At 71.6% G+C, this 21,705-nt stretch carries 23 protein-coding genes and 1 pseudogene; 15 read left to right on the forward strand and 9 right to left on the reverse strand.

Annotated elements, in window-relative coordinates; all coding sequences use genetic code 11:
• The first annotated feature begins 361 nt into the window (after nucleotides 1-361).
• A complete protein-coding gene (locus CHB94_RS14960) occupies nucleotides 362-562 on the forward strand; it encodes a hotdog family protein (RefSeq protein ID WP_217899316.1) in 201 nt (66 codons plus the stop codon).
• A gap of 38 nt (nucleotides 563-600) precedes the next feature.
• The gene (locus tag CHB94_RS14965) at nucleotides 601-993 is read left to right on the forward strand and encodes an MmcQ/YjbR family DNA-binding protein (RefSeq protein ID WP_089337359.1); all 393 of its coding nucleotides are present in this window, start codon (nucleotides 601-603) and stop codon (nucleotides 991-993) included.
• A gap of 1 nt (nucleotide 994) precedes the next feature.
• On the opposite strand, the gene CHB94_RS14970 is transcribed toward CHB94_RS14965, so the two are convergent.
• From CHB94_RS14970 to CHB94_RS14980, 3 genes are all read right to left on the reverse strand, one after another.
• A complete protein-coding gene (locus CHB94_RS14970) occupies nucleotides 995-1,891 on the reverse strand; it encodes a DUF1028 domain-containing protein (protein ID WP_089337360.1) in 897 nt (298 codons plus the stop codon).
• 46 nt (nucleotides 1,892-1,937) lie between these two features.
• Entirely contained in the window at nucleotides 1,938-2,927 is a 990-nt protein-coding gene (locus tag CHB94_RS14975; RefSeq protein WP_089337361.1) for an LLM class flavin-dependent oxidoreductase, read from the reverse strand.
• 88 nt (nucleotides 2,928-3,015) lie between these two features.
• Nucleotides 3,016-3,636, reverse strand: coding sequence for an LURP-one-related family protein (locus CHB94_RS14980; protein ID WP_217899317.1), 621 nt, complete (start codon nucleotides 3,634-3,636; stop codon nucleotides 3,016-3,018).
• Nucleotides 3,637-3,957: 321 nt separating this feature from the next.
• On the opposite strand from CHB94_RS14980, the gene CHB94_RS14985 reads away from it, so the two are divergent.
• Genes CHB94_RS14985 through CHB94_RS15000 form a run of 4 tightly spaced genes read left to right on the forward strand, consistent with a single transcriptional unit; the run spans nucleotide 3,958 to nucleotide 7,614 of the window.
• Nucleotides 3,958-4,212 (forward strand): Rv0250c family protein, encoded by a 255-nt coding sequence (locus CHB94_RS14985; RefSeq protein WP_089337363.1) that lies wholly within the window; start codon nucleotides 3,958-3,960, stop codon nucleotides 4,210-4,212.
• Complete coding sequence (gene sdhC, locus CHB94_RS14990; protein ID WP_089337364.1) at nucleotides 4,209-5,039, forward strand: succinate dehydrogenase subunit SdhC; 831 nt, start codon at nucleotides 4,209-4,211, stop codon at nucleotides 5,037-5,039. The genes CHB94_RS14985 and sdhC overlap by 4 nt, the downstream gene beginning before the upstream one ends.
• The gene (locus CHB94_RS14995; RefSeq protein ID WP_176445574.1) at nucleotides 5,039-6,862 is read left to right on the forward strand and encodes a fumarate reductase/succinate dehydrogenase flavoprotein subunit; all 1,824 of its coding nucleotides are present in this window, start codon (nucleotides 5,039-5,041) and stop codon (nucleotides 6,860-6,862) included. Before sdhC ends, CHB94_RS14995 begins: the two co-directional genes overlap by 1 nt.
• Nucleotides 6,859-7,614: a succinate dehydrogenase/fumarate reductase iron-sulfur subunit gene (locus CHB94_RS15000; protein ID WP_089337365.1), complete on the forward strand. Its 756-nt coding sequence runs from the start codon at nucleotides 6,859-6,861 to the stop codon at nucleotides 7,612-7,614. The genes CHB94_RS14995 and CHB94_RS15000 overlap by 4 nt, the downstream gene beginning before the upstream one ends.
• Before the next feature lie 114 nt (nucleotides 7,615-7,728).
• Here CHB94_RS15000 and CHB94_RS15005 read toward each other — a convergent pair whose 3' ends face one another.
• Both CHB94_RS15005 and CHB94_RS15010 read right to left on the reverse strand, forming a co-directional pair.
• A complete protein-coding gene (locus tag CHB94_RS15005; protein WP_089337366.1) occupies nucleotides 7,729-7,947 on the reverse strand; it encodes a hypothetical protein in 219 nt (72 codons plus the stop codon).
• A 54-nt stretch (nucleotides 7,948-8,001) separates the two neighbouring features.
• Nucleotides 8,002-9,732 (reverse strand): glycerol-3-phosphate dehydrogenase/oxidase, encoded by a 1,731-nt coding sequence (locus CHB94_RS15010; RefSeq protein ID WP_089337367.1) that lies wholly within the window; start codon nucleotides 9,730-9,732, stop codon nucleotides 8,002-8,004.
• A 153-nt stretch (nucleotides 9,733-9,885) separates the two neighbouring features.
• Here CHB94_RS15010 and CHB94_RS15015 point away from each other — a divergent pair, with 153 nt between their 5' ends.
• The 4 genes from CHB94_RS15015 (at nucleotide 9,886) to glpK (CHB94_RS15030) (ending at nucleotide 14,542) form a co-directional block, all read left to right on the forward strand.
• Nucleotides 9,886-10,617 (forward strand): IclR family transcriptional regulator, encoded by a 732-nt coding sequence (locus CHB94_RS15015; protein WP_176445575.1) that lies wholly within the window; start codon nucleotides 9,886-9,888, stop codon nucleotides 10,615-10,617.
• Nucleotides 10,610-12,112: a glycerol kinase GlpK gene (gene glpK / locus CHB94_RS15020; RefSeq protein WP_089337368.1), complete on the forward strand. Its 1,503-nt coding sequence runs from the start codon at nucleotides 10,610-10,612 to the stop codon at nucleotides 12,110-12,112. Before CHB94_RS15015 ends, glpK (CHB94_RS15020) begins: the two co-directional genes overlap by 8 nt.
• Nucleotides 12,113-12,230: 118 nt before the next feature.
• Nucleotides 12,231-13,001: an MIP/aquaporin family protein gene (locus CHB94_RS15025; RefSeq protein WP_254920669.1), complete on the forward strand. Its 771-nt coding sequence runs from the start codon at nucleotides 12,231-12,233 to the stop codon at nucleotides 12,999-13,001.
• Nucleotides 13,002-13,024: 23 nt separating this feature from the next.
• A complete protein-coding gene (gene glpK / locus CHB94_RS15030; RefSeq protein WP_089337369.1) occupies nucleotides 13,025-14,542 on the forward strand; it encodes a glycerol kinase GlpK in 1,518 nt (505 codons plus the stop codon).
• 88 nt (nucleotides 14,543-14,630) lie between these two features.
• Here the strand turns inward: glpK (CHB94_RS15030) and CHB94_RS15035 are convergent, their stop codons facing one another.
• From CHB94_RS15035 to CHB94_RS15045, 3 genes are all read right to left on the reverse strand, one after another.
• Nucleotides 14,631-16,031 carry a nicotinate-nucleotide adenylyltransferase gene (locus CHB94_RS15035; RefSeq protein WP_089337370.1) on the reverse strand — a complete coding sequence of 467 codons (1,401 nt, stop codon included), beginning with the start codon at nucleotides 16,029-16,031 and terminating at the stop codon, nucleotides 14,631-14,633.
• A gap of 71 nt (nucleotides 16,032-16,102) precedes the next feature.
• Nucleotides 16,103-16,732, reverse strand: a complete 630-nt coding sequence (locus CHB94_RS15040) for a maleylpyruvate isomerase family mycothiol-dependent enzyme (RefSeq protein WP_089337414.1) — start codon at nucleotides 16,730-16,732, stop codon at nucleotides 16,103-16,105.
• Nucleotides 16,733-16,848: 116 nt separating this feature from the next.
• Entirely contained in the window at nucleotides 16,849-17,205 is a 357-nt protein-coding gene (locus tag CHB94_RS15045) for a PspC domain-containing protein (RefSeq protein WP_089337371.1), read from the reverse strand.
• A gap of 644 nt (nucleotides 17,206-17,849) precedes the next feature.
• Here CHB94_RS15045 and CHB94_RS15050 point away from each other — a divergent pair.
• Together CHB94_RS15050 and CHB94_RS15055 are read left to right on the forward strand one after the other, a co-directional pair.
• Nucleotides 17,850-18,344: an allene oxide cyclase barrel-like domain-containing protein gene (locus CHB94_RS15050; protein WP_089337372.1), complete on the forward strand. Its 495-nt coding sequence runs from the start codon at nucleotides 17,850-17,852 to the stop codon at nucleotides 18,342-18,344.
• Nucleotides 18,345-18,435: 91 nt separating this feature from the next.
• Complete coding sequence (locus CHB94_RS15055; RefSeq protein WP_089337373.1) at nucleotides 18,436-19,764, forward strand: diacylglycerol/lipid kinase family protein; 1,329 nt, start codon at nucleotides 18,436-18,438, stop codon at nucleotides 19,762-19,764.
• Between the two features lie 66 nt (nucleotides 19,765-19,830).
• Here the strand turns inward: CHB94_RS15055 and CHB94_RS15060 are convergent, their stop codons facing one another.
• A complete protein-coding gene (locus tag CHB94_RS15060) occupies nucleotides 19,831-20,040 on the reverse strand; it encodes a hypothetical protein (RefSeq protein WP_089337374.1) in 210 nt (69 codons plus the stop codon).
• 30 nt (nucleotides 20,041-20,070) lie between these two features.
• On the opposite strand from CHB94_RS15060, the pseudogene CHB94_RS26755 reads away from it, so the two are divergent.
• The 3 genes and pseudogenes from CHB94_RS26755 to CHB94_RS15070 form a co-directional block, all read left to right on the forward strand.
• Nucleotides 20,071-20,631 (forward strand): annotated as a pseudogene (locus CHB94_RS26755) (PilZ domain-containing protein); the annotation flags it as partial.
• A gap of 55 nt (nucleotides 20,632-20,686) precedes the next feature.
• The gene (locus CHB94_RS26210) at nucleotides 20,687-20,821 is read left to right on the forward strand and encodes a hypothetical protein (RefSeq protein WP_254920670.1); all 135 of its coding nucleotides are present in this window, start codon (nucleotides 20,687-20,689) and stop codon (nucleotides 20,819-20,821) included.
• A gap of 75 nt (nucleotides 20,822-20,896) precedes the next feature.
• A complete protein-coding gene (locus CHB94_RS15070) occupies nucleotides 20,897-21,661 on the forward strand; it encodes a hypothetical protein (protein ID WP_089337375.1) in 765 nt (254 codons plus the stop codon).
• Nucleotides 21,662-21,705: the final 44 nt, after the last annotated feature.

Consider the following 21,705-nt stretch of genomic DNA (forward strand, 5'->3'; position numbering starts at 1 on the left):
CCAGGCGCCCACCCTCGCGACGCCCTCGGAAGCGTGTCAACGAGTGCCGGTGCCGCAGCGCTGCGCCCGGAACGACACCGCGAGGTCATGGGCACGCCCTGGTCCGTCGGCGCCCAGGTCAGCCGCTGGGTCGCGGGACACCCGGCCCGCGACCGGGGCGCACCCGACCATCGCGGTACGACTCGATGCGACCACGGGATCACGTACCGAACTGGCCGTGACCTGGCGTCCCGCCGGCGCCCGCCACGCCGGCGGGCCGCTCTCACGGGCGGTGGCGGTTCGGGCTTCCCCGTTGAGTTCAGTATGTGAACCTAGACGGCATGACGGCTGACCTGACGACGACCGAGACGCCCCCGGAATCGTGGGGCGACCCGCGATCGAGGACCGTCACCTGGCACGACCCGATGATCACGCGGCCAGCGGGCCGCTGACCGCGATCGGCCGCGTGATCAAGCCCGGGCGCCGCGTGGCCTTCGCCGACGGCGAGGTGCTCGACGCCGCCGGGCGGTCGGTGGCCACGGCGTCGAGCTCGCTCCTGGTCTTCCCGCTTCCCGCTGCCTGACCCCCCACGGAGGCTCCGTCGGCGGCACTCTTCCGTCCATGGCCGACTGGGACGACGTGGCGCGGGTCTGCCTGGCCCTTCCCGGTACGACCGAGTCGGTCGCGGGGAGCGGCGGCCGGCAGTGGCTGGTGCGGGGCAAGGCGTTCGTCTGGGAGCGCCCTCTCCGGAAGAAGGACCTCGCCGAGCTCGGTGACCGTGCCCCGGTCGGGCACCCCCTGGCCGCGTACGTGCCCGACGAGGGGGCGAAGGCGGCCCTGCTGGCCGAGGAGCCCGACGTCTTCTTCACGACGTCGCACTTCGACGGGTACCCGGTCGTGCTGTGCCGGCACGACCGGCTCGACGAGCGTTCCCTGACCGAGCTCGCGGGCGAGGCGTGGGCCTGCCGCGCACCGCGCCGGCTGGTCGCCGAGCACCGGTTCGACGCGACCTGAGTCAGGAAGCGGGCACGATCCGCTCGATGACCTCGGCCGGCATCAGCCCCGCCTTGCCGAAGCGCCGCGCGGCCTCCAGGAACTGCGGAGCGGTGGTGGTCAGCTCCGCGAGCATCTTCCGGGCCGCGTCCTCCCGGCCGGCCAGCGCCGCGACGACGGCCCGCCACATCAGCTGGTCGGGCTCGGTGACCGGATCCATCGGCCGCAACAGCTCCAGCTCGCGGTCGGCGGTGAGCGGATCGCCGTCTATCGCCTGCTGGAAGGCACGGACGACGTCCTGGTAGCGGGCCCGCGTCATCAGCAGCTCGGCGAGGGCCGCGACCGGGTCCGGGGAGTCGTCGACCCGGAGGTCGACCTCCATGTCGTGCCAGGGGCGGCCGGTGGTGGTCGCGCGGATGACCATGATCGCCGCGGAGCGCCGTCCCCGGAAGTCGCCGCCGGCCTCCTCGGCGGCCTCCAGCGAGTTGAGCAGCCGCTGCGCGAGGGGTCCGGAGGAGTTCTCGAACCGCTCGACCATCGCGATCCAGACGGCGGCCGAGGCAGCCATGTTGGCCAGGGCCACGCAGCCGTCGCCGATCAGGTGCCCCGCGGCCTCCACGCACTGCTCGCCGGTGTAGGCGGCGAGATCTCCGTTGACCCCGAGGACGGCGACCTGACGGCGCTGCGGCTGCGGGTCGACGCTGCTCAGCGCGGTCAGCACCTCCTGCGCGGTGAACCCGCCCTGCAGCAGGTCCAGTCCGACCGAGCCGTACATCGGCTCGGCCATCGACTGGGTGGCGATGACGCCGTGGCCGGGCAGCGCGAAGGGCACGCTGTTGCCGACGGCGAACGCCTGGGACTGGGTGGCGACGCCCATCTCACCGGTGTCGGGATCACGGGCCACGATCGAGTACGTCACCGTCCCGGCCTACCCGTCGTCGGCTCGCCGCTACACGCGTCGGAACTCAGGCGTGCACGTCCTCCATGGCCTCGGCCAGCAGGGTGACCGAGCGCAGCCGGGCCTCGGTGGTGGGCGCCTGGTGGGCGACGATCAGCTCGTCGGCGTCGGCGGTCTTGAGGAACCGGTCCAGGTACTCCCCCACGTCGGCGCGGGTGCCGACGGCGGTGTGGGTGAGCATCGAGTTGACGTGCATGCCCGCCCCCTGGGCCAGCAGCTGGTCGGCCTGGTCGTCGCTGAGGGTCTGCCCCCGGCCGAACAGCCCGATGGCGAGGTTCCGCTTCACGGCCTCGTAGTTCTCCCGGGCCGCCTCCGCGGTGTCGGCGGCGACCACGTTCACGCCGGCGATGACGTAGGGCTCGGCGAGCTGCTCCGACGGCTTGAACTCACGCCGGTAGGCGGCCACGGCGGGCTCGAGCATCTGCGGCGCGAAGTGGGAGGCGAAGGAGTAGGGCAGACCGAGGGCCGCGGCCAGGGTGGCGCCGAACATCGACGAGCCGAGGATGTAGAGCGGGACGTTCGAGCCCTTGCCGGGGATCGCGTCGACGCCGGGCACGCGGGACTCGCCCGCGAGGTAGGCCTGCAGTTCGAGCACGTCCTGCGGGAACCGGTCGGCCGAGTTCGGGTTGCGCCGCAGGGCGTACATCGTGTTCTGGTCCGAGCCGGGCGCACGGCCCAGGCCCAGGTCGATCCGCCCGGGGTACATCGCGTCGAGGGTGCCGAACTGCTCGGCGATGGTCAGCGGCGAGTGGTTGGGCAGCATCACGCCACCGGCGCCGAGCCGGATCGTCTTCGTGTGCGCGCCGACGTGGGAGATCAGCACGCTGGTCGCCGAGGACGCGATGGAGGGCATGTTGTGGTGCTCGGCGTACCAGACCCGCCGGTAGCCGTGCTCCTCCGCGCGCTGGGCGAGGGCGACGCTGGCGGCGATGCTGCTGCCGGCGGTCTCACCGCGAGCGATGGGTGCCAGGTCGAGGATGGACAGGGGGATGCGCATGGAGAGAGCCCTTCACGTCGGTTGCTCAGTGCAACGCAACGACGTCCCGCACGCTTCCGGGCGGTGACTCCCGACCCGCAGCTGCCGGTCAGCGGCTCTGCAGGGCGTCCAGGGCGACGGCCATGGACGCCGCGACGCGGAAGTCCAGGCGCGGGTCGGGGACGGCCACCGCGTAGCGGTCCCGGATCGCCTTCTGCCGCTCCACGACCAGCACCGGCTGCCCGGTGGCGGTGTCGACGAAGTCGAAGTGGAAGACGAAGGGCACCCAGACGTCGCCGATCCACGGGATGAGATCCCAGATCCGGCGGAGGATCGCGATGAACGGACGGCGTTCCCGGCCGACGGACTGCAGACCGGGGGCCGAGAGCTTCCACGTGGAGCGCAGCAGACTCGCCCCGAACTGCTTGCTGAACACGCCCAGGACCGTGCCGTACTCGTCGAGCACGTCGTGCTCGGCGTGCACGTCCAGGCGCTGCCGCGCCTTGAAGGAGAACACCTGCCGTGTCTTCGACGCGTCGGCGAAGAACCTGACCTCTTCCTTGAGCTTCATCCGCTTCTGCTCGGCGAGGGCGATCAGCTGCCCCTCGGTGCCGTCGGAGTTGGCGGCGAGGATCTCGTACCGGTTGACCATCATCGTGATCCGCTGCTTCACGAAGAACCTCGGCACGACCATGGGGGCCGGCGGCTGATGTCCTGAGGGCACGGTCACGGTGGAACTCCCGGAACGGTCGACGCCAAGGGGTACCCATCGTGGCCCATGTCCGGCGTCCGGAGGCCGCGGTGCACTGCGGTCGGTGGCGAGCACGAGACGCCCGGGCGACGCAGAAAGCAGGTCCGCCCTCTGCCCCGGGGCGCAGCCCTCGCGTCGGGGCGGCTCGGCGTCGGCGGCGAGCCGGACGACGGGCCGGAGTGGCGCCTCTCCCCGGTGCCGGAAGCGAAACCACGAAGACCCCTTTTCAGGACCGGGGCGTCCGTGGTCGGATGCGCTCGTCCGCCGGCGTCGGCGGTCCGGCGGCCTCCGGGGGGCAGCGTGTCTCTGGAACAGGACGTGGCAGCGGCTCGCGGAGCCATCGATGCCCTGGAGCGGGCCTGCTCCTCGGTGGCCCGACATTTCCCCGACACGGTGGACGCGCGCAGGCTCCGGGTCGACGTCGCCCGGCTGCGCGAGGACCTCACCCTGCTCTGCGGTGCCCGGCCCCGACCGGTGCGTGATCCCTACGCGGCGTCCTTCTACGGCGACGGCTACGACCAGCTCATGGACGCACCGGGTCGCGGGATCCTGTGACGACCACCGCGCCACGCGGAACCGGAGCGGTCACCCCCGGACGCGGTTCCGGCGGCCCCGCACCACGGCGGGCGACGATCCCGGCGCGGACGCTGCGCACCGACCGCTGGTGGCTCCAGCCGCTGCTGACGGTGGTGGCCCTGCTGCTCTTCATCGTCTACGCGACGTTCCGGGCGTTCCAGAACGCCCACTACTTCGCCGAGCCCTACATCTCCCCCTTCTACTCGCCGTGCATCACCACGGCCTGCGAGGGCGACACCTTCCCGGAGCTGTTCACCGGTCCCACCTGGATCTCCCCGGCTCTGTACATCCTGATCTTCCCGCTGGGCATCCGGCTGACCTGCTACTACTACCGGAAGGCCTACTACCGGTCGTTCTGGTTGTCCCCGCCGGCGTGCGCCGTCGCCGAGCCGCACCGGCGCTACACCGGTGAGACGCGACTGCCGCTGCTCGGCCAGAACATCCACCGGTACGCGCTCTACGCCGCGCTCGTCATCAACGTCATCCTCTTCTACGACGCCGTGCTGGCCTTCCGCGACGAGACCGGCGAGTGGGGCCACATGGGGCTCGGCACCCTCATCCTGCTCGTCAACGCCGTACTCCTCTTCCTGTACTCGGTGTCGTGCCACTCCTGCCGGCACATCGTCGGTGGCCGGATCAACTCCTTCTCCCGGCACCCGCTGCGCTACAAGGCGTGGACCCAGGTCTCGCGTCTGAACGCCCGGCACATGCAGTGGGCCTGGGCCTCGCTGTTCAGCGTGGCCTTCGCCGACTTCTACGTCTTCCTGCTGGCCACGGACACGATCAACGACCTGAGGTTCTTCTGATGGAACTCGAGAGGCACGAGTACGACGTCGTCGTCGTCGGGGCCGGGGGTGCGGGCCTGCGGGCCGCGATCGAAGCCCAGGAGAGCGGCGCGCGGACCGCCGTGGTGTGCAAGTCCCTGCTCGGCAAGGCGCACACCGTCATGGCCGAGGGTGGGATCGCCGCCTCGATGGCCAACCTCTATCCCGAGGACAACTGGCGGGTGCACTTCCGCGACACCATGCGCGGCGGGAAGATGCTCAACCACTGGCGGATGGCACAGCTGCATGCACAGGAGGCACCGGACCGGGTGCGCGAGCTGGAGGACTGGGGCGCGCTGTTCGACCGGACCCCGGACGGCCTGATCAGCCAGCGCGACTTCGGCGGCCACCGGTTCGCCCGCCTCGCCCACGTCGGCGACCGGACGGGTCTGGAGCTCATCCGCACGCTGCAGCAGCGCACCGTCGCACTGGGCATCGACGTGTACATGGAGTGCACGGTCACCCGGCTGCTGACCGGACCGGCCGGGGGCGGTGGGGCGGGCGGAGAACAGGGCATCACCGGCGCCTTCGGGTACTGGCGGGAGTCCGGGCGCTTCGTGGCCTGGCAGGCGCCGTCGGTGGTGCTGGCGACCGGCGGGATCGGCAAGTCCTACAAGGTGACGTCGAACTCCTGGGAGTACACCGGCGACGGGCACTCCCTCGCGCTCCAGGCCGGCGCGACGCTGGTCAACATGGAGTTCGTCCAGTTCCACCCGACCGGCATGGTGTGGCCGCCGTCGGTGCGCGGGATCCTCGTGACCGAGAGCGTCCGCGGCGACGGCGGCATCCTGAAGAACTCGGCGGGCAACCGCTTCATGTTCGACTACATCCCCGACTTCTTCCGCAAGGAGACGGCGGAGACCGAGGACGAGGCCGACCGCTGGTACGAGGACAAGAAGAACAACCGGCGCCCCCCCGAGCTGCTGCCCCGCGACGAGGTGGCCCGGGCGATCAACAGCGAGGTGAAGGCCGGCCGCGGGACCCCGCACGGCGGGGTGTTCCTCGACATCGCCTCCCGCCGCACGCCGGAGTACATCCGCAAGCGACTGCCCTCGATGTACCACCAGTTCAAGGAGCTGGCCGAGGTCGACATCACCGCGGAGGCGATGGAGGTCGGCCCCACCTGCCACTACGTGATGGGCGGGGTGGAGGTCGATCCCGACACCGAGGCCGCCCGGGTGCCGGGCCTGTTCGCGGCGGGTGAGGTGGCCGGAGGCATGCACGGCTCGAACCGGCTCGGCGGCAACTCCCTGTCGGACCTGCTGGTGTTCGGCCGGCGCGCGGGCCTGGCCGCGGCCGAGCACGCACTCCGCAGGATCGGCCGCACGGAGTTGGCCGACGACGCGCTGGCCGACGCGGCGCGTGCGGCCCTCGCGCCGTTCGAGCGGGAGGGCGGGGAGAACCCGTACACCGTGCAGCAGGACCTGCAGCAGACGATGCACGACCTGGTCGGCATCATCCGCACCGCGCCGGAGATGGAGCAGGCGCTCGAACGGATCGCCGCCCTGAAGGTTCGGGTCGCGAACCTCTCGGTCGAGGGCCACCGGCAGTACAACCCCGGCTGGCATCTCGCGCTCGACCTGCCGCACATGCTGATCGTCAGTGAGGCCATCGCGCGCGCCGCGCTCGAGCGGCAGGAGAGCCGGGGTGGGCACACCCGCGACGACTTCCCGGCCACGGACTCGGAGTGGGCGCGGACGAACCTCGTCTGCTCGCGCACGGCCGACGGCGGTGTGGCGCTGACGCGGCAACCGCTCCCCCAGATGCCGGCCGAGCTCGCCGAGATCTTCGAGGAGTCGGCATGAGCTACGACGCGACGTTCCGGGTGTGGCGGGGGGACGCCTCCGGAGGCGGGCTGCAGACGTACACGGTGGCGGTGAACGAGGGCGAGGTGGTGCTCGACGTCATCCACCGGCTGCAGGCCACCCAGGCCGGCGACCTCGCGGTCCGGTGGAACTGCAAGGCCGGCAAGTGCGGGTCGTGCAGCGCGGAGGTCAACGGCCGCCCGCGCCTGATGTGCATGACGCGGATGAGCACGTTCGGTGAGGCCGAGACCGTGACGGTCACGCCGTTGCGGACGTTCCCCGTCGTCCGGGACCTGGTCACCGACGTGTCCTACAACTACGAGCAGGCCGCCCGGATCCCGGCGTTCGCTCCCCGGCCGCGGGACAAGGACGGCAACCACCGGATGCAGCAGATCGACGTCGAGCGCTCGCAGGAGTTCCGCAAGTGCATCGAGTGCTGGCTCTGCCAGGACACCTGCCACGTCATCCGTGACCACGAGGAGAACAAGGCGGTCTTCTCCGGCCCGCGCTTCCTCATCCGGCTGGCCGAGCTCGACATGCACCCGCTCGACGTGACCGACCGACGGAACGCCGCCCAGGAGAAGTTCGGCCTCGGCTACTGCAACATCACCAAGTGCTGCAGCGAGGTGTGCCCGGAGGGCATCCACCTCACCGACAACGGCATCATCCCGCTGAAGGAGCGGGTGGTGGACCGCAGGTACGACCCGCTCACCTGGCTGGGCTCCAAGATCGGGCGCCGCCCGAAGGACTGACAGAGGATCCCCCGCCCCGGCCTTCCTGCAGGGTCCCGCCGCGAGCGTGCGAGCGGCGGGGGGCAGGGAGGTCCTTGCTCCCTCCCAAGCTCGGGGCGGTGCCCGGAGGGGCCGTCAGCCGTCCTGCTCGGCTTGCCGCCGCTCGGCTCCGGTCTCCCCCGCGTAACCCACGTCCTGACCGGCGACCCGGCCGACGAAGGTCTCGGAGTCGCCGGTGCCCGTGGTGCTCACCGCATCCGGTGCGTCACTCTCGCCGCCGCCCGTCGCGCGCGACAGCGCCTGGGCGTCGTCCTGGTCGACGTCGTCCTCTCCCGGTCGGGGATCAGCGTGCATGCTCGTCCTCCCTGTCTCCACGCGCGGCTGGTGCCAGGCGCGGCTGGTGCCAGTTCAGCCCAGCGCGCGACCGACGGCCACCGCACGGGTGTCGGGCGCGGCGACTCGCGCCGCGTCGGCTTCCCGGTCGTCGGCGGCCGTCTGCGACAGGCGTTCGGCCTCGACCCGGGCGGTGTAGCTGGCCACCTCGTTGGCGATCCGATCCTCGTCCCACCCGAGCACTCCGGCGACCGCTCGTGCCACCGCCTCCGCCGAGTCGACCCCGCGGTGCGCCGTCTCGATCGAGATCCGGGTGCGACGCGCCAGCAGGTCGTCCAGGTGCAGTGCCGCCTCGTGCGCGGCGCCCCACACCATCTCCACCATGAGGTACGCCTCGGCACCGGGCACCGGCTCGAGCAGCGTCGGGTCGTCCTTGGCCAGGGCCAGCACCTCCGGGGCGAGCGAGCCGAACCGGTTGAGCAGGTGCTCGGCCCGAAAGTGCGGGATGCCCCAGCGCTCGGAGAGCCCGTCGAGGGAGTTGACCATCGCCGAGTACCCCTCGGCGCCGACCAGTGGGATGTTCTCGGTGACGCTGGGCGGCACCGGCCGGGTGACGTCGTCGGCGACGGCGTCGACCGCGTCGGCCGCCATCGGCCGGTAGGTGGTGTACTTGCCGCCCGCGACGGCGATCACGCCGGGCATCGGACGGGCGACGGCGTGCTCGCGGGACAACTGGCTGGTGGTCTCGCTCTCCCCGGACAGCAGCGGACGCAGGCCGGCGTAGACGCCGGTGATGTCGTCGTGCGTGAGCGGCACGGTGAGCACCCGATTGACGTGCTCGAGGATGTAGTCGATGTCGGCCTTGCTGGCCGCGGGATGGGCCTTGTCCAGCGCCCAGTCGGTGTCCGTCGTGCCGACGATCCAGTGACTGCCCCACGGGATGACGAAGAGCACGGACTTCTCGGTGCGCAGGATCAGACCGGCCTCGCCGTTGATCCGATCGCGGGGGACGACGATGTGCACCCCCTTGCTGGCGCGCACGTGGAACCGGCCGCGTCCGCCCACCAGCGTCTGGATGTCGTCGGTCCACACGCCGGTCGCGTTGACCACGACCTCGGCGCGGACATCGACCTCCCGGCCGGTCTCCACGTCCCGCACCCGGGCGCCGATCACCCTCTCCCCGGCGCGCGAGAACGAGATGACCTCGGCGGAGTTGAGCACCGTCGCCCCGTAGGCGGCGGCGGTCCTGGCCAGGGTGAGGGTGTGCCGGGCGTCGTCGGCCTGGGCGTCGTAGTAGCGGACGGCGCCGACCAGTGCGTCGGGCTTGAGCGCGGGGAACAGCCGCCGGGCGCCGGTGCGGGTCAGGTGCTTCTGAGGGGGCATCGGCTCGGAGAGGCCGCCGAGGCGGGCCAGGCCGTCGTACAGCGCCAGGCCGGCCGTGACGTAGGGCCGCTCCCACACCCGGTGGGTCAGCGGGTAGAGGAAGGGCACCGGCTTGACCAGGTGCGGGGCGAGCCGGTTCACGTTCAGGTCGCGCTCGTGCAGCGCCTCGCGGACCAGCCCGAAGTTCAGCTGCTCGAGGTAGCGCAGCCCGCCGTGGAAGAGCTTCGAGGACCGCGAGGACGTGCCGCTGGCGAAGTCCCGGGCCTCGACCAGAGCCGTCCGCAGTCCCCGGGTGGCCGCGTCCAGCGCCACCCCCGCACCGGTCACGCCCCCGCCGACGACGAGGACCTCGAACTCACCGGAGGCGAGATCGCCCCATGCCTGGGCGCGCTGCTCGGGACCGAGCGGGCGTACTGCGGTCATGTTCATGCTCCTCGCGCCGGACGGCGCACGTCGGTGTGCCTCTCCGGTTCACGGTAGGTCGATGACGAGGCCTGCGACGAGGTGCACCGTCCGACGATGTCGCACAGCCGCTGGACCTTCACAGATCCCTCCCATGCCCTAGCGTGCCCATCCGTGCCGGGCAGCGTGCAGTCGATCGAACGCGCGGCGGCGATCCTGCAGGTGGTGGCCGCTTCGGGCGGACGGTTGGGGGTGACCGACATCGCCGAGGCCGTCGGGCTGGCGAAGACGACGACCCACAGCCTGCTGCGCACCTTGCTGCTCGTCGGCTTCGTCGACCAGGACCGGAGCACCGGCCGCTACGCGCTGGGAACCGGGTTGCTCCGGCTGGGCAGCAACCTGGACGTCAACGAACTGCGCGCCCGCGCCTCGAACTGGGCCGATGCGCTGGCCGCCCGCAGTGGGCACGCGGTCCGGCTGGCCACCCTCGTGGGTGAGGAGGTCATCGTCGTCCACCACGTCTTCCGGCCCGACGACTCCGCGCAGGTGCTGGAGGTGGGCGTCCCGCTGCCCCGGGCCACCACGGCGCTGGGCAAGGTGCTGTTCGCCCACAGCCACCAGCACACCGGGCAGCGGACCACCCGGTCCGGTGCGGGTGCGACTGCAGAGCTGGCCGAGGTGCGCGCCCGGGGCTGGGCGACCGAGCGGGGCGAGCACGAGCCGGGGCTGGGCGGGATCGCCGCTCCGGTCCGCGGCCCGGGCGGCCTCGTGGTGGCGTCGCTCGGGGTCAGCGGCCCACAGAGCGCGCTCTTCGACGCCCGCGGGGTGCCACGCAGCCCGGTGCTGACCATGGTCACCGACGCGGCGCACTCCGTGTCCCGCGAGCTCGGGCACGGCGGTGGCTGACCGCTACGTGCTGGCGGTCGACCAGGGGACGACGTCGACCCGCTCGCTGGTCTTCGACCGGGGTGGCCGCATGGTCGCCGTCCGCCAGCGCGAGCACCGACAGTTCTTCCCCCGCCCGGGCTGGGTCGAGCACGACCCGATGGAGATCTGGGCCAACACCCAGCGGACCGCCGCGCAGGTGCTGAACGACGTCGCGGGGCGCGGCGACGTCGTGGCCCTGGGCATCGCCAACCAGCGGGAGACCACCGTCGTCTGGGACCGGGCCACCGGCCAGCCGGTCCTCCGCGCGCTGGTGTGGCAGGACACCCGTACCGCCGACCTGGTCAGCGAGCTGGCGGCGCGCCCCGACGCCGACCAGGTCGCCGAGCGCTGCGGCATGGCCATCGCGGGCTACTTCTCCGGCCCGCGGCTGCGCTGGATCCTCGACCACGTGCCACGCGCCCGGGAGCGGGCCGAACGCGGTCAGCTGCTGTTCGGCACGATGGAGACCTGGCTGATCTGGAACCTCACCGGGGGGCCGGACGGCGGGGTGCACGTGACCGACGTGACGAACGCCAGCCGCACGCTGCTGATGGACGTGCGCACCTGCCGGTGGGACCCGGACCTACTGGCCTTCTTCGGCATCCCCGCAGCGATGCTGCCGGAGATCCGACCGTCGATCGGCGTCCTGGGCGTGGCCAGCGCGCTGTCGCCGGCGCTGCCCATCGCCGGTGCGCTCGGTGACCAGCAGGCGGCGCTGTTCGGGCAGGCCTGCTTCTCCCCCGGCGAGGCCAAGTGCACGTACGGCACCGGCAGTTTCCTGCTGCAGAACACCGGGACCGAGCTCGTGCACACCCGATCGGGCTCGATCAGCACCGTCGCCTACCAGCTCGCCGGGGAGCCGGTGCGCTACGCGCTGGAGGGGTCGGTCGCGGTCGCCGGGGCCCTCGTGCAGTGGCTGCGCGACGGGCTGGGGCTCATCGGGACGGCCCCGGAGGTGGAGACCCTGGCCCGCACCGTCTCGGACAACGGCGGTTGCTACGTCGTCCCGGCATTCTCCGGTCTGCTGGCCCCGCACTGGCGCGGGGAGGCCCGCGGCCTGGTGGCCGGGCTGACCTCCTACGTCACCAAGGGGCATCTGGCCCGCGCCGTGCTGGAGGCGACCGGGTGGCAGACCCGTGACGTCGTCCGGGCCATGGCCGCCGACTCCGGGCTGTCGCTGCCGGCACTCCGGGTCGACGGCGGCATGACGACCAACAACCTGCTCATGCAGTTCGTCGCCGACGCCCTGGACACCCCGGTCGTGCGCCCCATGGTGGGGGAAACCGTGTCGCTGGGGGCCGCGTACGCCGCCGGGCTCGCGGTAGGCGTGTGGTCCGACGTCGAGGCGCTGCGTCGCAACTGGCACCGGGCCGCTCAGTGGTCGCCGTCCCCGGCCCGGGCGCGCGCACTGACCGAGGAGTACCCGAAGTGGGAGCGGGCGGTGCAGCTCAGCATCGCGTGGGGAGTTCCCTGAGCCGCTGTCCGACGATGTCGCACCCTGACTGTTGTCCGGCTCACACCTGCGCTTTTACGGTCCGCACAACGGGCCTGATGATCACGATCACCAGCTCCCGGGACATCCACGGTCCGCAGTGCAGCGGACCCTGTTCGAGGAGCGCCTCTACGTGGACACCGTCGGTCTCCTGACCGTCTTCGGCAGTGAAGTACTCGGTACCGCAATCCTGATCCTGCTCGGCGTCGGCGTGGTGGCCAACGTCGCGTTGCCCAAGACCTTCGGCAACGGCGGCGGCTGGATCGTCATCATCTTCGGCTGGGGGCTGGGCGTCTTCGCCGGCGTGTACGCGGCCGCCAGCTCCGGCGCCCACCTCAACCCGGCCGTCACGGTCGGGCTGTGGGTGAGCGGCTCCGCGGAGTACGCACCCGGCGTGCCCGTGACGTTCGTGAACACGCTGGTCTACTTCGCGGGCGAGTTGACCGGCGCCTTCCTCGGCGCCGTGCTGGCCTTCCTCGCCTACCGCGCGCACTACAACGACCCCGAGGCCGCCGGCACCCAGCTGGGCACCTTCTCCACCGGGCCGGCCATCAAGAGCACGGCCGACAACCTGATCACGGAGATCGTGGGCACCTTCGTGCTCATCTACATCATCCTGCGGTTCGGCGACACGCCCAGCGAGCTCGGCCCGCTGGCCGTCGCGCTGCTCGTCGTCGGCATCGGCGCCTCGCTCGGAGGACCCACCGGCTACGCCATCAACCCGGCCCGCGACCTCGGGCCGCGCATCGCCCACGCCGTCCTGCCCATCCGCGGCAAGGGCGACAGCAACTGGGGCTACTCCTGGGTGCCCGTCCTCGGGCCGATCGTGGGCGCCGTGCTCGCGGGCGCCCTCTCGCACACCTCCCTCTGACCACCGAACCGAGAGGAACAGCCATGCCGCAGTACGTCGCAGCAGTCGACCAGGGCACCACGAGCACCCGGTGCATGATCTTTGATCATGACGGGGCCGTCGTGTCCGTCGGTCAGAAGGAGCACGAGCAGATCTTCCCCCGCGCCGGGTGGGTGGAGCACGACGCCACCGAGATCTGGGCGAACACCCGCGAGGTGGTCGGCCAGGCGCTCGCTCGCGGCAACGTCGGCGCCTCCAGCATCGTCGCCCTCGGCATCACCAACCAGCGCGAGACCACCGTGGTGTGGGACAAGCACACCGGCCGGCCGGTCTACAACGCCATCGTCTGGCAGGACACCCGCACCGCGGCCATCGTCGACCAGCTGGGCGCACTCGGCGGGGGCGCCGACCGCTACAAGGACAAGGTCGGCCTGCCGCTGGCCACCTACTTCGCCGGCCCCAAGGTCCGCTGGATCCTCGACAACGTCGAGGGTGCCCGGGAGAAGGCCGAGAGCGGTGACCTGCTCATGGGCACCATCGACTCCTGGCTGATCTGGAACATGACCGGCGGGACGGACGGCGGCCTGCACCTCACCGACGTCTCCAACGCCTCCCGCACCATGCTGATGGACTACCGCACCCTGGCCTGGGACGCCGGGATCGCCGAGGAGATGGGCATCCCGATGTCCATGCTCCCGGAGATCCGCTCCAACTCCGAGGTCTACGGCACGGGCCGGGCAGCCGGCTTCCTCGCCGGCGTGCCGATCGCCGGCTCGCTCGGCGACCAGCAGGCCGCCACGTTCGGGCAGGTCTGCTTCACCAAGGGGATGGCCAAGAACACCTACGGCACCGGCAACTTCATGCTGCTCAACACCGGCGAGGAGGCCGTTCCCTCGAAGAACGGTCTGCTGACGACTCTGTGCTACCAGCTCGGCGACGCCAAGCCGGTCTACGCGCTCGAGGGGTCGATCGCGGTCACCGGGTCGCTGGTCCAGTGGGTCCGGGACAACCTGGGCATGATCACGAACGCGCCGGAGATCGAGGACCTGGCGCGCACGGTGGACGACAACGGCGGGGCCTACTTCGTGCCGGCGTTCTCCGGCCTGTTCGCCCCGCACTGGCGCTCCGACGCCCGCGGGGCGGTCGTGGGGCTCACCCGGTACGTCAACAAGGGGCACCTGGCCCGCGCGGTGCTGGAGGCGACGGCCTACCAGACGCGTGAGGTCCTGGACGCCATGAACGCCGACTCGGGGGTCGACCTCACCGAGCTGCGGGTCGACGGCGGCATGGTCGGCAACGAGCTGCTGATGCAGTTCCAGGCCGACGTGCTCGACGTCCCGGTGATCCGGCCGAGGATCGCCGAGACCACGGCCCTGGGTGCGGCGTACGCGGCCGGCCTGGCCGTCGGCTTCTGGTCGGACCTGGAGGAGCTGACCGCCAAGTGGGCCGAGGACAAGCGATGGGAGCCGGAGATGTCGACCGAGGAGCGCGAGCGCAGCTACCGGAACTGGCAGAAGGCCGTCACCAAGTCACTCGACTGGGTCGACGAGGACGTCATCTGACCCACCCCTGATGGGGCCGGGCCCACCGGCGCACTCTCGCGGCCGACGTCGACCGCGAGGGTGCGCCGCCGACCTCTGGACGACCGGGTCACCTGACTCGCTGGTACCCGAAGAAACCGCGCTTCTTGACCAGCTCACCGACCTCGGAGGGGACCATCGACTCCCAGGTCGTGTCCTCCGTCGGGATCCGCTGCAGCACGTCGCGGCTGAGGATCGGCAGGTAGTCGGGCTTGTAGTTGTCCAGCCCCACGAAGCTGCCGCGCCGGGCCAGGTAGTCGTACAGCGGCTGCAGGTAGTCCGCGACGGCGACGGTGTCGACCGTGACGACCTGGCCGTCGCGCAGCATCGGGTAGACGAAGAGCCGGAGGTCGTTCTTGAGCAGACGCCCGAAGCTCTCCAGGATGCCGCCGGGCAGGTCGGCGTGGGTCGACTCGTCGAAGAGGTCGATCAGGCTGGGCAGGCCCATGACCATCCCGATCCGGCCGTCGGTCCGCCAGGCGAGGTAGGCGGCGAGCCGGTGGTAGGCGAGGAAGTCGGAGATGAGCACGGTCATCCCGCAGGCGGCCAGCAGGTCGGCGCGGGCGAGGAAGTCGCGCCGGTCGACTACGTCGCCACCGGCGCGCAGGTTGGCCATCGTCAGCTCGGTCAGCAGCAGGATGTCCCGGCGCGCCACCTCGGGGTCGGCCTCGAACTTGGCCCGGGCCGCCTCCAGCATGTCGATGTTGACGACCGTGGGCGGACGGAAGCTGCCGCGCTCCACGAGGATCGACTTCTTGCGCAGCACCTCGCTGGGCTGGAGGACCTCTCGGTCCGGCCCGAACATCGCCGCTCCGCTGAGCCCGACCTGCACCAGCTTGAGCGCCATGAGCCGGTTGTCGACGGCGCGGAACTCGATCCCCTTCAGCTCGATCATGTCAACCTCGATGCGGCCGGTCGTCAGCCGGTCCAGCAGGCTCTCGACGAGACGTTCGGGTTCGTGGTGCTGGAAGAAGGCGGCGTGCAGGAGGTTCACCCCGACGACGCCGAGGGCTTCCTGCTGGAGAGCGGCCTCGTCGTCGAGCATCCGGACGTGCACCACGATCTGGCTGGGCTCGTCACGCGGATGGGACTGGAACTTGACCCCCATCCAGCCATGGCACTCGTTCCCACCGCGGTAGCTCCGGGCCACCACGGTGTCGGCGAAGGCGAAGAACGCCGTCTCGTCACCGCGCTCGTCGCCGAGCCGGTCGACGTTGAGCTGGAACTCGCGGTCCAGCATCGCCTGCAGCCGGCCCTTGGAGACGTAGCGGTCGGCCTTGCCGTAGACCGCGTCGCTGACCGCCATGTCATAGGCGGACATGGACTTCGCCACCGTGCCCGCGGCACCGCCGGCCCGGAAGAACCAGCGGGCGACCTCCTGTCCCGCGCCGATCTCGGCGATGGTGCCGTACCAGCGCAGATCGAGGTTGATCTGCAACGCCTTCTGCAGTGTGTCCGCGCCGGCTTCCATGGAGGCTCCTCCCGCGGTGCCACCCGGGGCTGGCGGCGAGAGTAGCGGGACAACGACCCCCTCGGACGCCGCTACGTCGCCGTCGTGAAACGGGGTGCCGCCGGCCCCTCCAGCCGCCCGGCCGCGACGCGCCGGCCGCAGAGGAGCAGCAGCAGGTCCTGGGCCCGCCCGTGGAGGGGGGTCCCACTGCCGTAGGACCAGTCGATGTCGGTGGCCCGCAGCTGGACACCATCGAGGTCGACGCCGAAGTACGCGATGTTCCGCGGCCGCAGTCCGGCCAGCACCAGGCCCACCCGGTCCGAGGAGGCATGGTGGTCGAGGCCGAGCGGCGTCGACACGTCCAGCCCGTGGATGACGTCGTGAGACAGCGCGCCGAGCGGTCCACCCCCGGGCGGGGACCAGGGGTGCTCGATGTTGTCGCGCAGCGACTCCCACAGCTGCGCGGACGACAGCTGCCGGGCGTCGATGCGGGCCCGGCGGTCGGCCATGCGGTCGAAGCTCCCCCGCGCCTTGGCGATCTCCCACGCGACCCGACGCAGTGAGTACCGGAAGGGCATCGTGGTGTGGGCCAGCACCTCACGCACCCGCCAGCCCGCGCACAGGCTCGGGAGGTCCCACTGCTCCTCGGTGAGCGTGGAGTACAGGTCCACCTGCTCGCGTCGCTCCGCCACGACGGCCGCCCTGATCTCGGCCTCCGACATGTCGTCCTCCTCGGGCGCCCTGACGGCCACAGCGCACGGGCCCTCGATGGACGGACTCTGCGTCCACCGGCTACTCATCGCTCCGCGGCATTCCGCACCCGGCTCGGGAATCCCGGTCAGGCCTGCGGAGGAGCCGCGTGGGATCCGGAGAGCCGGGCATGAATGCGGCCGACGAGCTGCTCGAGCGGGCTCGGCTGCTCGCCGGGGCGGAGCGGACCGGACGGCATGAGAATCCACAGCAGCAGGTAGACGACGACACCGGCGCCACCGGCGACGGTGAGGCCGACGAAGCCGACCCGCCAGAGCACCGAGTCGATGCCGCTGTACTCGGCGAGACCGCCGGACACGCCACCGATCATCCGGTCGGTGCCGCTGCGGCGGAGTGGGGGACGGATGGGAGCACCCGCCGGCGGGGGCGGCTGCTGCCAGGTCGGCTGGTCGATGGGCGGGGTGGGTGGCACTGGGTTCGTCATGCCAGAAGCGTGCCGAGCGCGGGGAGCTCGGAACCATCCGGTAACCCCCGGATCCGACCCTGGTTCCGGAGTTCAGGGTGTCCGTGCCCGGATCGCGCCATGCTGCGCTCGGGCCACTTCTACCACGGGCGCCAGACCGGCGAGTGGACGACCTACGACACGTCCGGCGCACCGTACAAGGTGACGACGACCAGCGACTGACCGCGGCGGGGTGCCGTTGCAGTCACGGCTGTTCATCGACCGCGCGACCGGAGCCCGTGAGCCCCAGCCGGACGACCCAGCGACGCCAACCTCCGGTCGCCGACGTCGCCCCGTCCGCCGTCCGCCGTCCATCGACCGGCGGGACAGCGCGCACGCCAGGTCGACGTCGGGCTCCCAGGACCACAGTGAACGCACTTCGACTCCCCCTACGACGGCCCCGTTCTCCTCCGACATCGCGGTGACACAGCCGGGAGGTACGCCGTCCGCGCACGGTTCACCCGTTCCAGGGACGCCGTCCGGATCCGCGTGACCCGACGTGCGCGCCCGCGCTCGATCCGATCACGGCGAGCCGGTACGGGCGCTGTCGCGCTCCCGTCCGTTGACCCCGGCCTTCCGGACGAGGATGTTCTCGAACTCGTCACACCTCGTGCGGAGGAGCGAGCATGTCGAAGACTGCGCGTGTTCTGACCGTGGGAGCGACCCTCGTCGCCTCAGCGCTCGTCGCGGGAGCAGCCACGGCCAGCGCGACGAGTGGCACCTCCGACGAGGACGGCGACGGTCCTCGCGGCCACGAGGTCACACTGCGCTTCGACGTCGAGACGAGCCCGTTCACCTACACCGATCTCGGCCAGCCGGGGCCTTCGGCCGCCGACGTGATCGTCTTCCACGACAGGCTCTTCGCGGACGGCCGCGAGGTCGGTCACGAGGTGGGCAGCTGCGTCGTGGTGGAACCGAGCGGGCTGTCGAACTGCACCGCCGTCGTGACGCTGGACGGGCAGGGGACCATCACCTACGCCTTCGAGAACGCGCCGCCGCCGGAGAAGGCCCTCGCCGTCACCGGCGGGTCGGGGATGTACCGCACCGCGCGCGGCGACGGTTCGTTCGTGGAGTCCGGGCAGGGGACGGGGGTGCTGACCCTGTCCCTGGTCCTGCGCTGACGCCCTCGGCGATCTCGCTCGAGATCCGGCGATCCGCACGGGACCGAGGGGGTTCACCACCGCCACCTCCTGGCAGACACGAAGGTCCTCGATGCGCCGACGGACGACGACGCGCCGCGCGGCGGCCGTGGTGGCCATCGGCGCGGCAGTCTTCACCCTGACCGCCGCCGTAGCCATGGCGGCCGGGAACTTCCCGCGGGGGCTGATGCTCCTGGTGTGCGGCCTGCTCGTCGCCGTCGGCGCCTGGGAGGGTGTCCTGCGCCGGGGATGGGCTCGCGCCGGCGCGCTCGCCATCGGCGGTACCGCGCTCGGCGGCGGTGTGCTCCTGCTCGCCGACGAGGGGTTCCTGCGCAGCCTGTCCCTGCTCGCGCTCGGCACAGTGGTGTGGCACGTCGCCGCGCGGGCCGCCTTCGACACGCACGTCGACCTTCCTCCGGCCGAGCGCCCTCAGCGGCCCGTGCTGTTCATCAATCCGCGGTCCGGGGACGGGAAGGCGGCCCGATACGGCCTGCCCGAGGCCGCTCGTGCTCGTGGCATCGAGCCGGTCGAGCTGCTTCCCGGAGCGGACCTCGGGACGCTGGTCCGCACCGCCGTGGCCGAGGGCGCGGACGCCCTGGCCATGGCCGGGGGCGACGGCTCGCAGGCGGTGGTGGCCGCGGTCGCCGCGGAGACAGGGCTGCCCTACGCCTGCATCCCGTCGGGTACGCGGAACCACTTCGCCCTCGACCTGGGCGTCGATCGCAGGGATGTGGTCGGCGCGCTGGACGCCTTCGTGGACGGAGGTGAGCGGGTGGTGGACCTCGGGGAAGTCAACGGCCGGGTCTTCGTCAACAACGTGTCGCTCGGTGTCTACGCCGCCGCGGTGCACCGACCCGGCTACCGCGCCGCCAAGATACGGGTCCTGCTCCGCACCTTGCCCGAGGTCGTGGCTTCCCGGGGCCACTCCCCCGACCTGCGCTGGGTGACCCCCGGAGGGCGGGCCAAGACCGGGCCGGCGGTGATCCTCGTCGGCAACGGCCAGTACCGGCTCGGCGGCGCGGCCGGCGCGGGCAGTCGGCCGGCCCTAGACGACGGCGTGCTGGGCATCACCGTCCTGGACCCACCCAGTTCGTCGTCGTCAGGCCCCGGGGGCCGGTTGCCGTGGCGACAGTGGTCGACACCGGAATTCCGGGTCGACGCCTCCGCGCCGATTCCCGCGGGCATCGACGGAGAAGCTGCCGTCCTGGATCCGCCCGTGCTGTTCCGCGTCCGGCCGGCCGTTCTGCGCGTCCGGATCGCCGCGCACCACCCCGGCGCCTCACCCTCGTCGGTCGAACCCGTGGGCGCGTTGGCCGCGCTCCGAGCCCTCGTCCGGATAGCCGCCGGCCACGATCCGCGCCGGCGGGCGGCCGCGGACCGGTCACTCCCCGCCGGCCACTGACGACCAGGAGAAGGCCGACGCGGTCGATCACGCGGCTTCTCGCCGCCAGGGGACGGACGAACGGCGCTACTGGCTCGGCTGCGGGAGCTCGCACTCGATCTGAGGGTTGACGCCGACGTAGTTGAGCGGGCCCGCGAGGATGGTCACGGCGATCGTGGCAGCACTGGCACAGCTGGTGTCGCCGCCGCTGAAGTACCCACGCTGTGCAGCCGCGATCGCGCCGATGACGAGCCAGACCAGCACGAGCAGCGACCCGATGCGACTTCCTGTCCTCATTCCTCCGCACTACCCGAGGCCGCTGCAGCCATGCCGCGCCGCCGTCGTGGCCTGATCGACGCAGGACCACGTCGACGAGCGCCGCGCCATGGACGTGGCGGCCCGGGTCGGCCTCGCGACCCACGAGCTGGACGACGAGGCCAGGGAGCGGGGGACCTCGACCGACCCAGGGTGAGTGCGTCGGCCGACGTCACGCTGGTCTCCCGCGGGATCACCGTCACGGCCTGCGTGGAGGTGGCGACGCGCGAACTCGTCGTGGTCAGGCCGGCGCTCGGGCGGTCCGAATGGGGGGCGGGCGCGGTCGAGACGGACGACCCCGCCGAGCTGTACTGGATCGGGGGGCATGAGGAGTGGACCCTCGCGGGCACCGTCCTGGAGGTCGAGGACGGCGTCGACCCCCGCTGGCACATCGCGGTCGACGGCCCCGCCGAACGCAGTCAACGGCGCAAGGCCGTGCGCGCGCGCGTCGAGGTGCCTGTCCAGATCCCGTGGGCCGGGGCTCAGATGACCGGCACGACGGTGGACCTCAGCGAGAGCGGGATGCGTGCCCTGATGGACGGATGGGGCGTGCCGCTCGAACCCGGCACCGGGTCCCAGCTCACCCTGACGCTCGACGACGCCCCTCATCCACCTGCACGGCGAGCTCGTGTGGACCTCGATCCGGGGCGCTCAATGGCTGCTGGCCATGCAGTTCGTCCGCCTCCCCGAGAACGTCGCCGACCGGCTGCGCCGCCGCGTGTTCCAGTCCCTCCGCGGCGAACGCGCGAAGACCGCCGGCTGACTCCGCCTCTTCCGGTCCCCGTCCGGAGTGGCCAGCTGACATCCTGCAGGAGTCGCGAACGGACAGGAGACCGACATGACCGGCGGTTTCAACCTCCCGAAGCCGGAGTTCGACATCGAGGCGACCGTCGAGCGTGCGATGGCGCTGATCAACCGCACTCTCCAGCCCTCCCTCGAGGAGGCCCAGAAAGTCGTCGACAAGGTCCGTGCGGGCAAGCCCCTGGTCGCGCCGGGGGACCTGGTCAACCAGGTGACGCGGGGAAACCGGATCAGGGCGGCGCGAGCGGTCTCCTACTCCCTGCCCTCGATCCTCCCGGGTTATGGAACGGCGATCTCGGCTGCCGCGGTCCCCGTCGCGTTGAGGGAGGTCCTGAAGGAGGCGGTGAGTGCGGCGATCAAGGTCGGACTGCTCTACGAGAGAGACCTCACCGACCCTGAACTGACGCGCATCGCCGTCCTCCTGGTCCTCACGGAGGGAGCGGTCACGCTCGACAGGACCGGGCGGATCCGTCCCGAGGCCATCCTGGGACCCCACGCGTCGCTGCTGGGAAAGGCCGCTTCGTACGACGCCCTGGCGGCCTTGACGGCGAAGGAGCGGCAGGAGATCGCCGCCTCGCAGTCGGAGATCCTCCGGGCATGGGCGCTGGCGGTCGGCCCGCCACTCCTGGCCGGGCTGTTGCCCTTCGGCATCGGGCCCATGGCCGCCGCGAACTACATGCAGTACGTCCTGAAGGGCACGATCACGGCCGCCGCGAGGGTCTTCGGGCCGGCTGCACCCACGCCGGTGACCGTGGAGGAGATCCCTGGACCCGAGGTCCAGCGGGACGGTCCCGGGTCCTGAGCCGAGCGACGGCAGACGGGGTCTGGAGCCGTCAGGTGTCCCGA

This window comes from Blastococcus mobilis (assembly GCF_900188025.1).
Classification (GTDB): Bacteria; Actinomycetota; Actinomycetes; order Mycobacteriales; family Geodermatophilaceae; genus Blastococcus_B; species Blastococcus_B mobilis.

Excerpts from the sequence above, each read along its gene's own strand:
- CHB94_RS15005 (WP_089337366.1), bottom strand. The coding sequence starts at position 7,947 with ATGCACGCTGATCCCCGACCGGGAGAGGACGACGTCGACCAGGACGAC.
- CHB94_RS15035 (WP_089337370.1), bottom strand. The coding sequence starts at position 16,031 with ATGGAAGCCGGCGCGGACACACTGCAGAAGGCGTTGCAGATCAACCTC.
- CHB94_RS15060 (WP_089337374.1), bottom strand. The coding sequence starts at position 20,040 with ATGAGGACAGGAAGTCGCATCGGGTCGCTGCTCGTGCTGGTCTGGCTC.
- CHB94_RS14965 (WP_089337359.1), top strand. The coding sequence starts at position 601 with ATGGCCGACTGGGACGACGTGGCGCGGGTCTGCCTGGCCCTTCCCGGT.
- CHB94_RS15055 (WP_089337373.1), top strand. The coding sequence starts at position 18,436 with ATGCGCCGACGGACGACGACGCGCCGCGCGGCGGCCGTGGTGGCCATC.
- CHB94_RS15050 (WP_089337372.1), top strand. The coding sequence starts at position 17,850 with ATGTCGAAGACTGCGCGTGTTCTGACCGTGGGAGCGACCCTCGTCGCC.
- CHB94_RS15040 (WP_089337414.1), bottom strand. The coding sequence starts at position 16,732 with ATGTCGGAGGCCGAGATCAGGGCGGCCGTCGTGGCGGAGCGACGCGAG.
- CHB94_RS14975 (WP_089337361.1), bottom strand. The coding sequence starts at position 2,927 with ATGCGCATCCCCCTGTCCATCCTCGACCTGGCACCCATCGCTCGCGGT.
- CHB94_RS14995 (WP_176445574.1), top strand. The coding sequence starts at position 5,039 with ATGGAACTCGAGAGGCACGAGTACGACGTCGTCGTCGTCGGGGCCGGG.
- glpK (WP_089337369.1), top strand. The coding sequence starts at position 13,025 with ATGCCGCAGTACGTCGCAGCAGTCGACCAGGGCACCACGAGCACCCGG.
- CHB94_RS15070 (WP_089337375.1), top strand. The coding sequence starts at position 20,897 with ATGACCGGCGGTTTCAACCTCCCGAAGCCGGAGTTCGACATCGAGGCG.
- CHB94_RS15000 (WP_089337365.1), top strand. The coding sequence starts at position 6,859 with ATGAGCTACGACGCGACGTTCCGGGTGTGGCGGGGGGACGCCTCCGGA.
- CHB94_RS15045 (WP_089337371.1), bottom strand. The coding sequence starts at position 17,205 with ATGACGAACCCAGTGCCACCCACCCCGCCCATCGACCAGCCGACCTGG.
- CHB94_RS15010 (WP_089337367.1), bottom strand. The coding sequence starts at position 9,732 with ATGACCGCAGTACGCCCGCTCGGTCCCGAGCAGCGCGCCCAGGCATGG.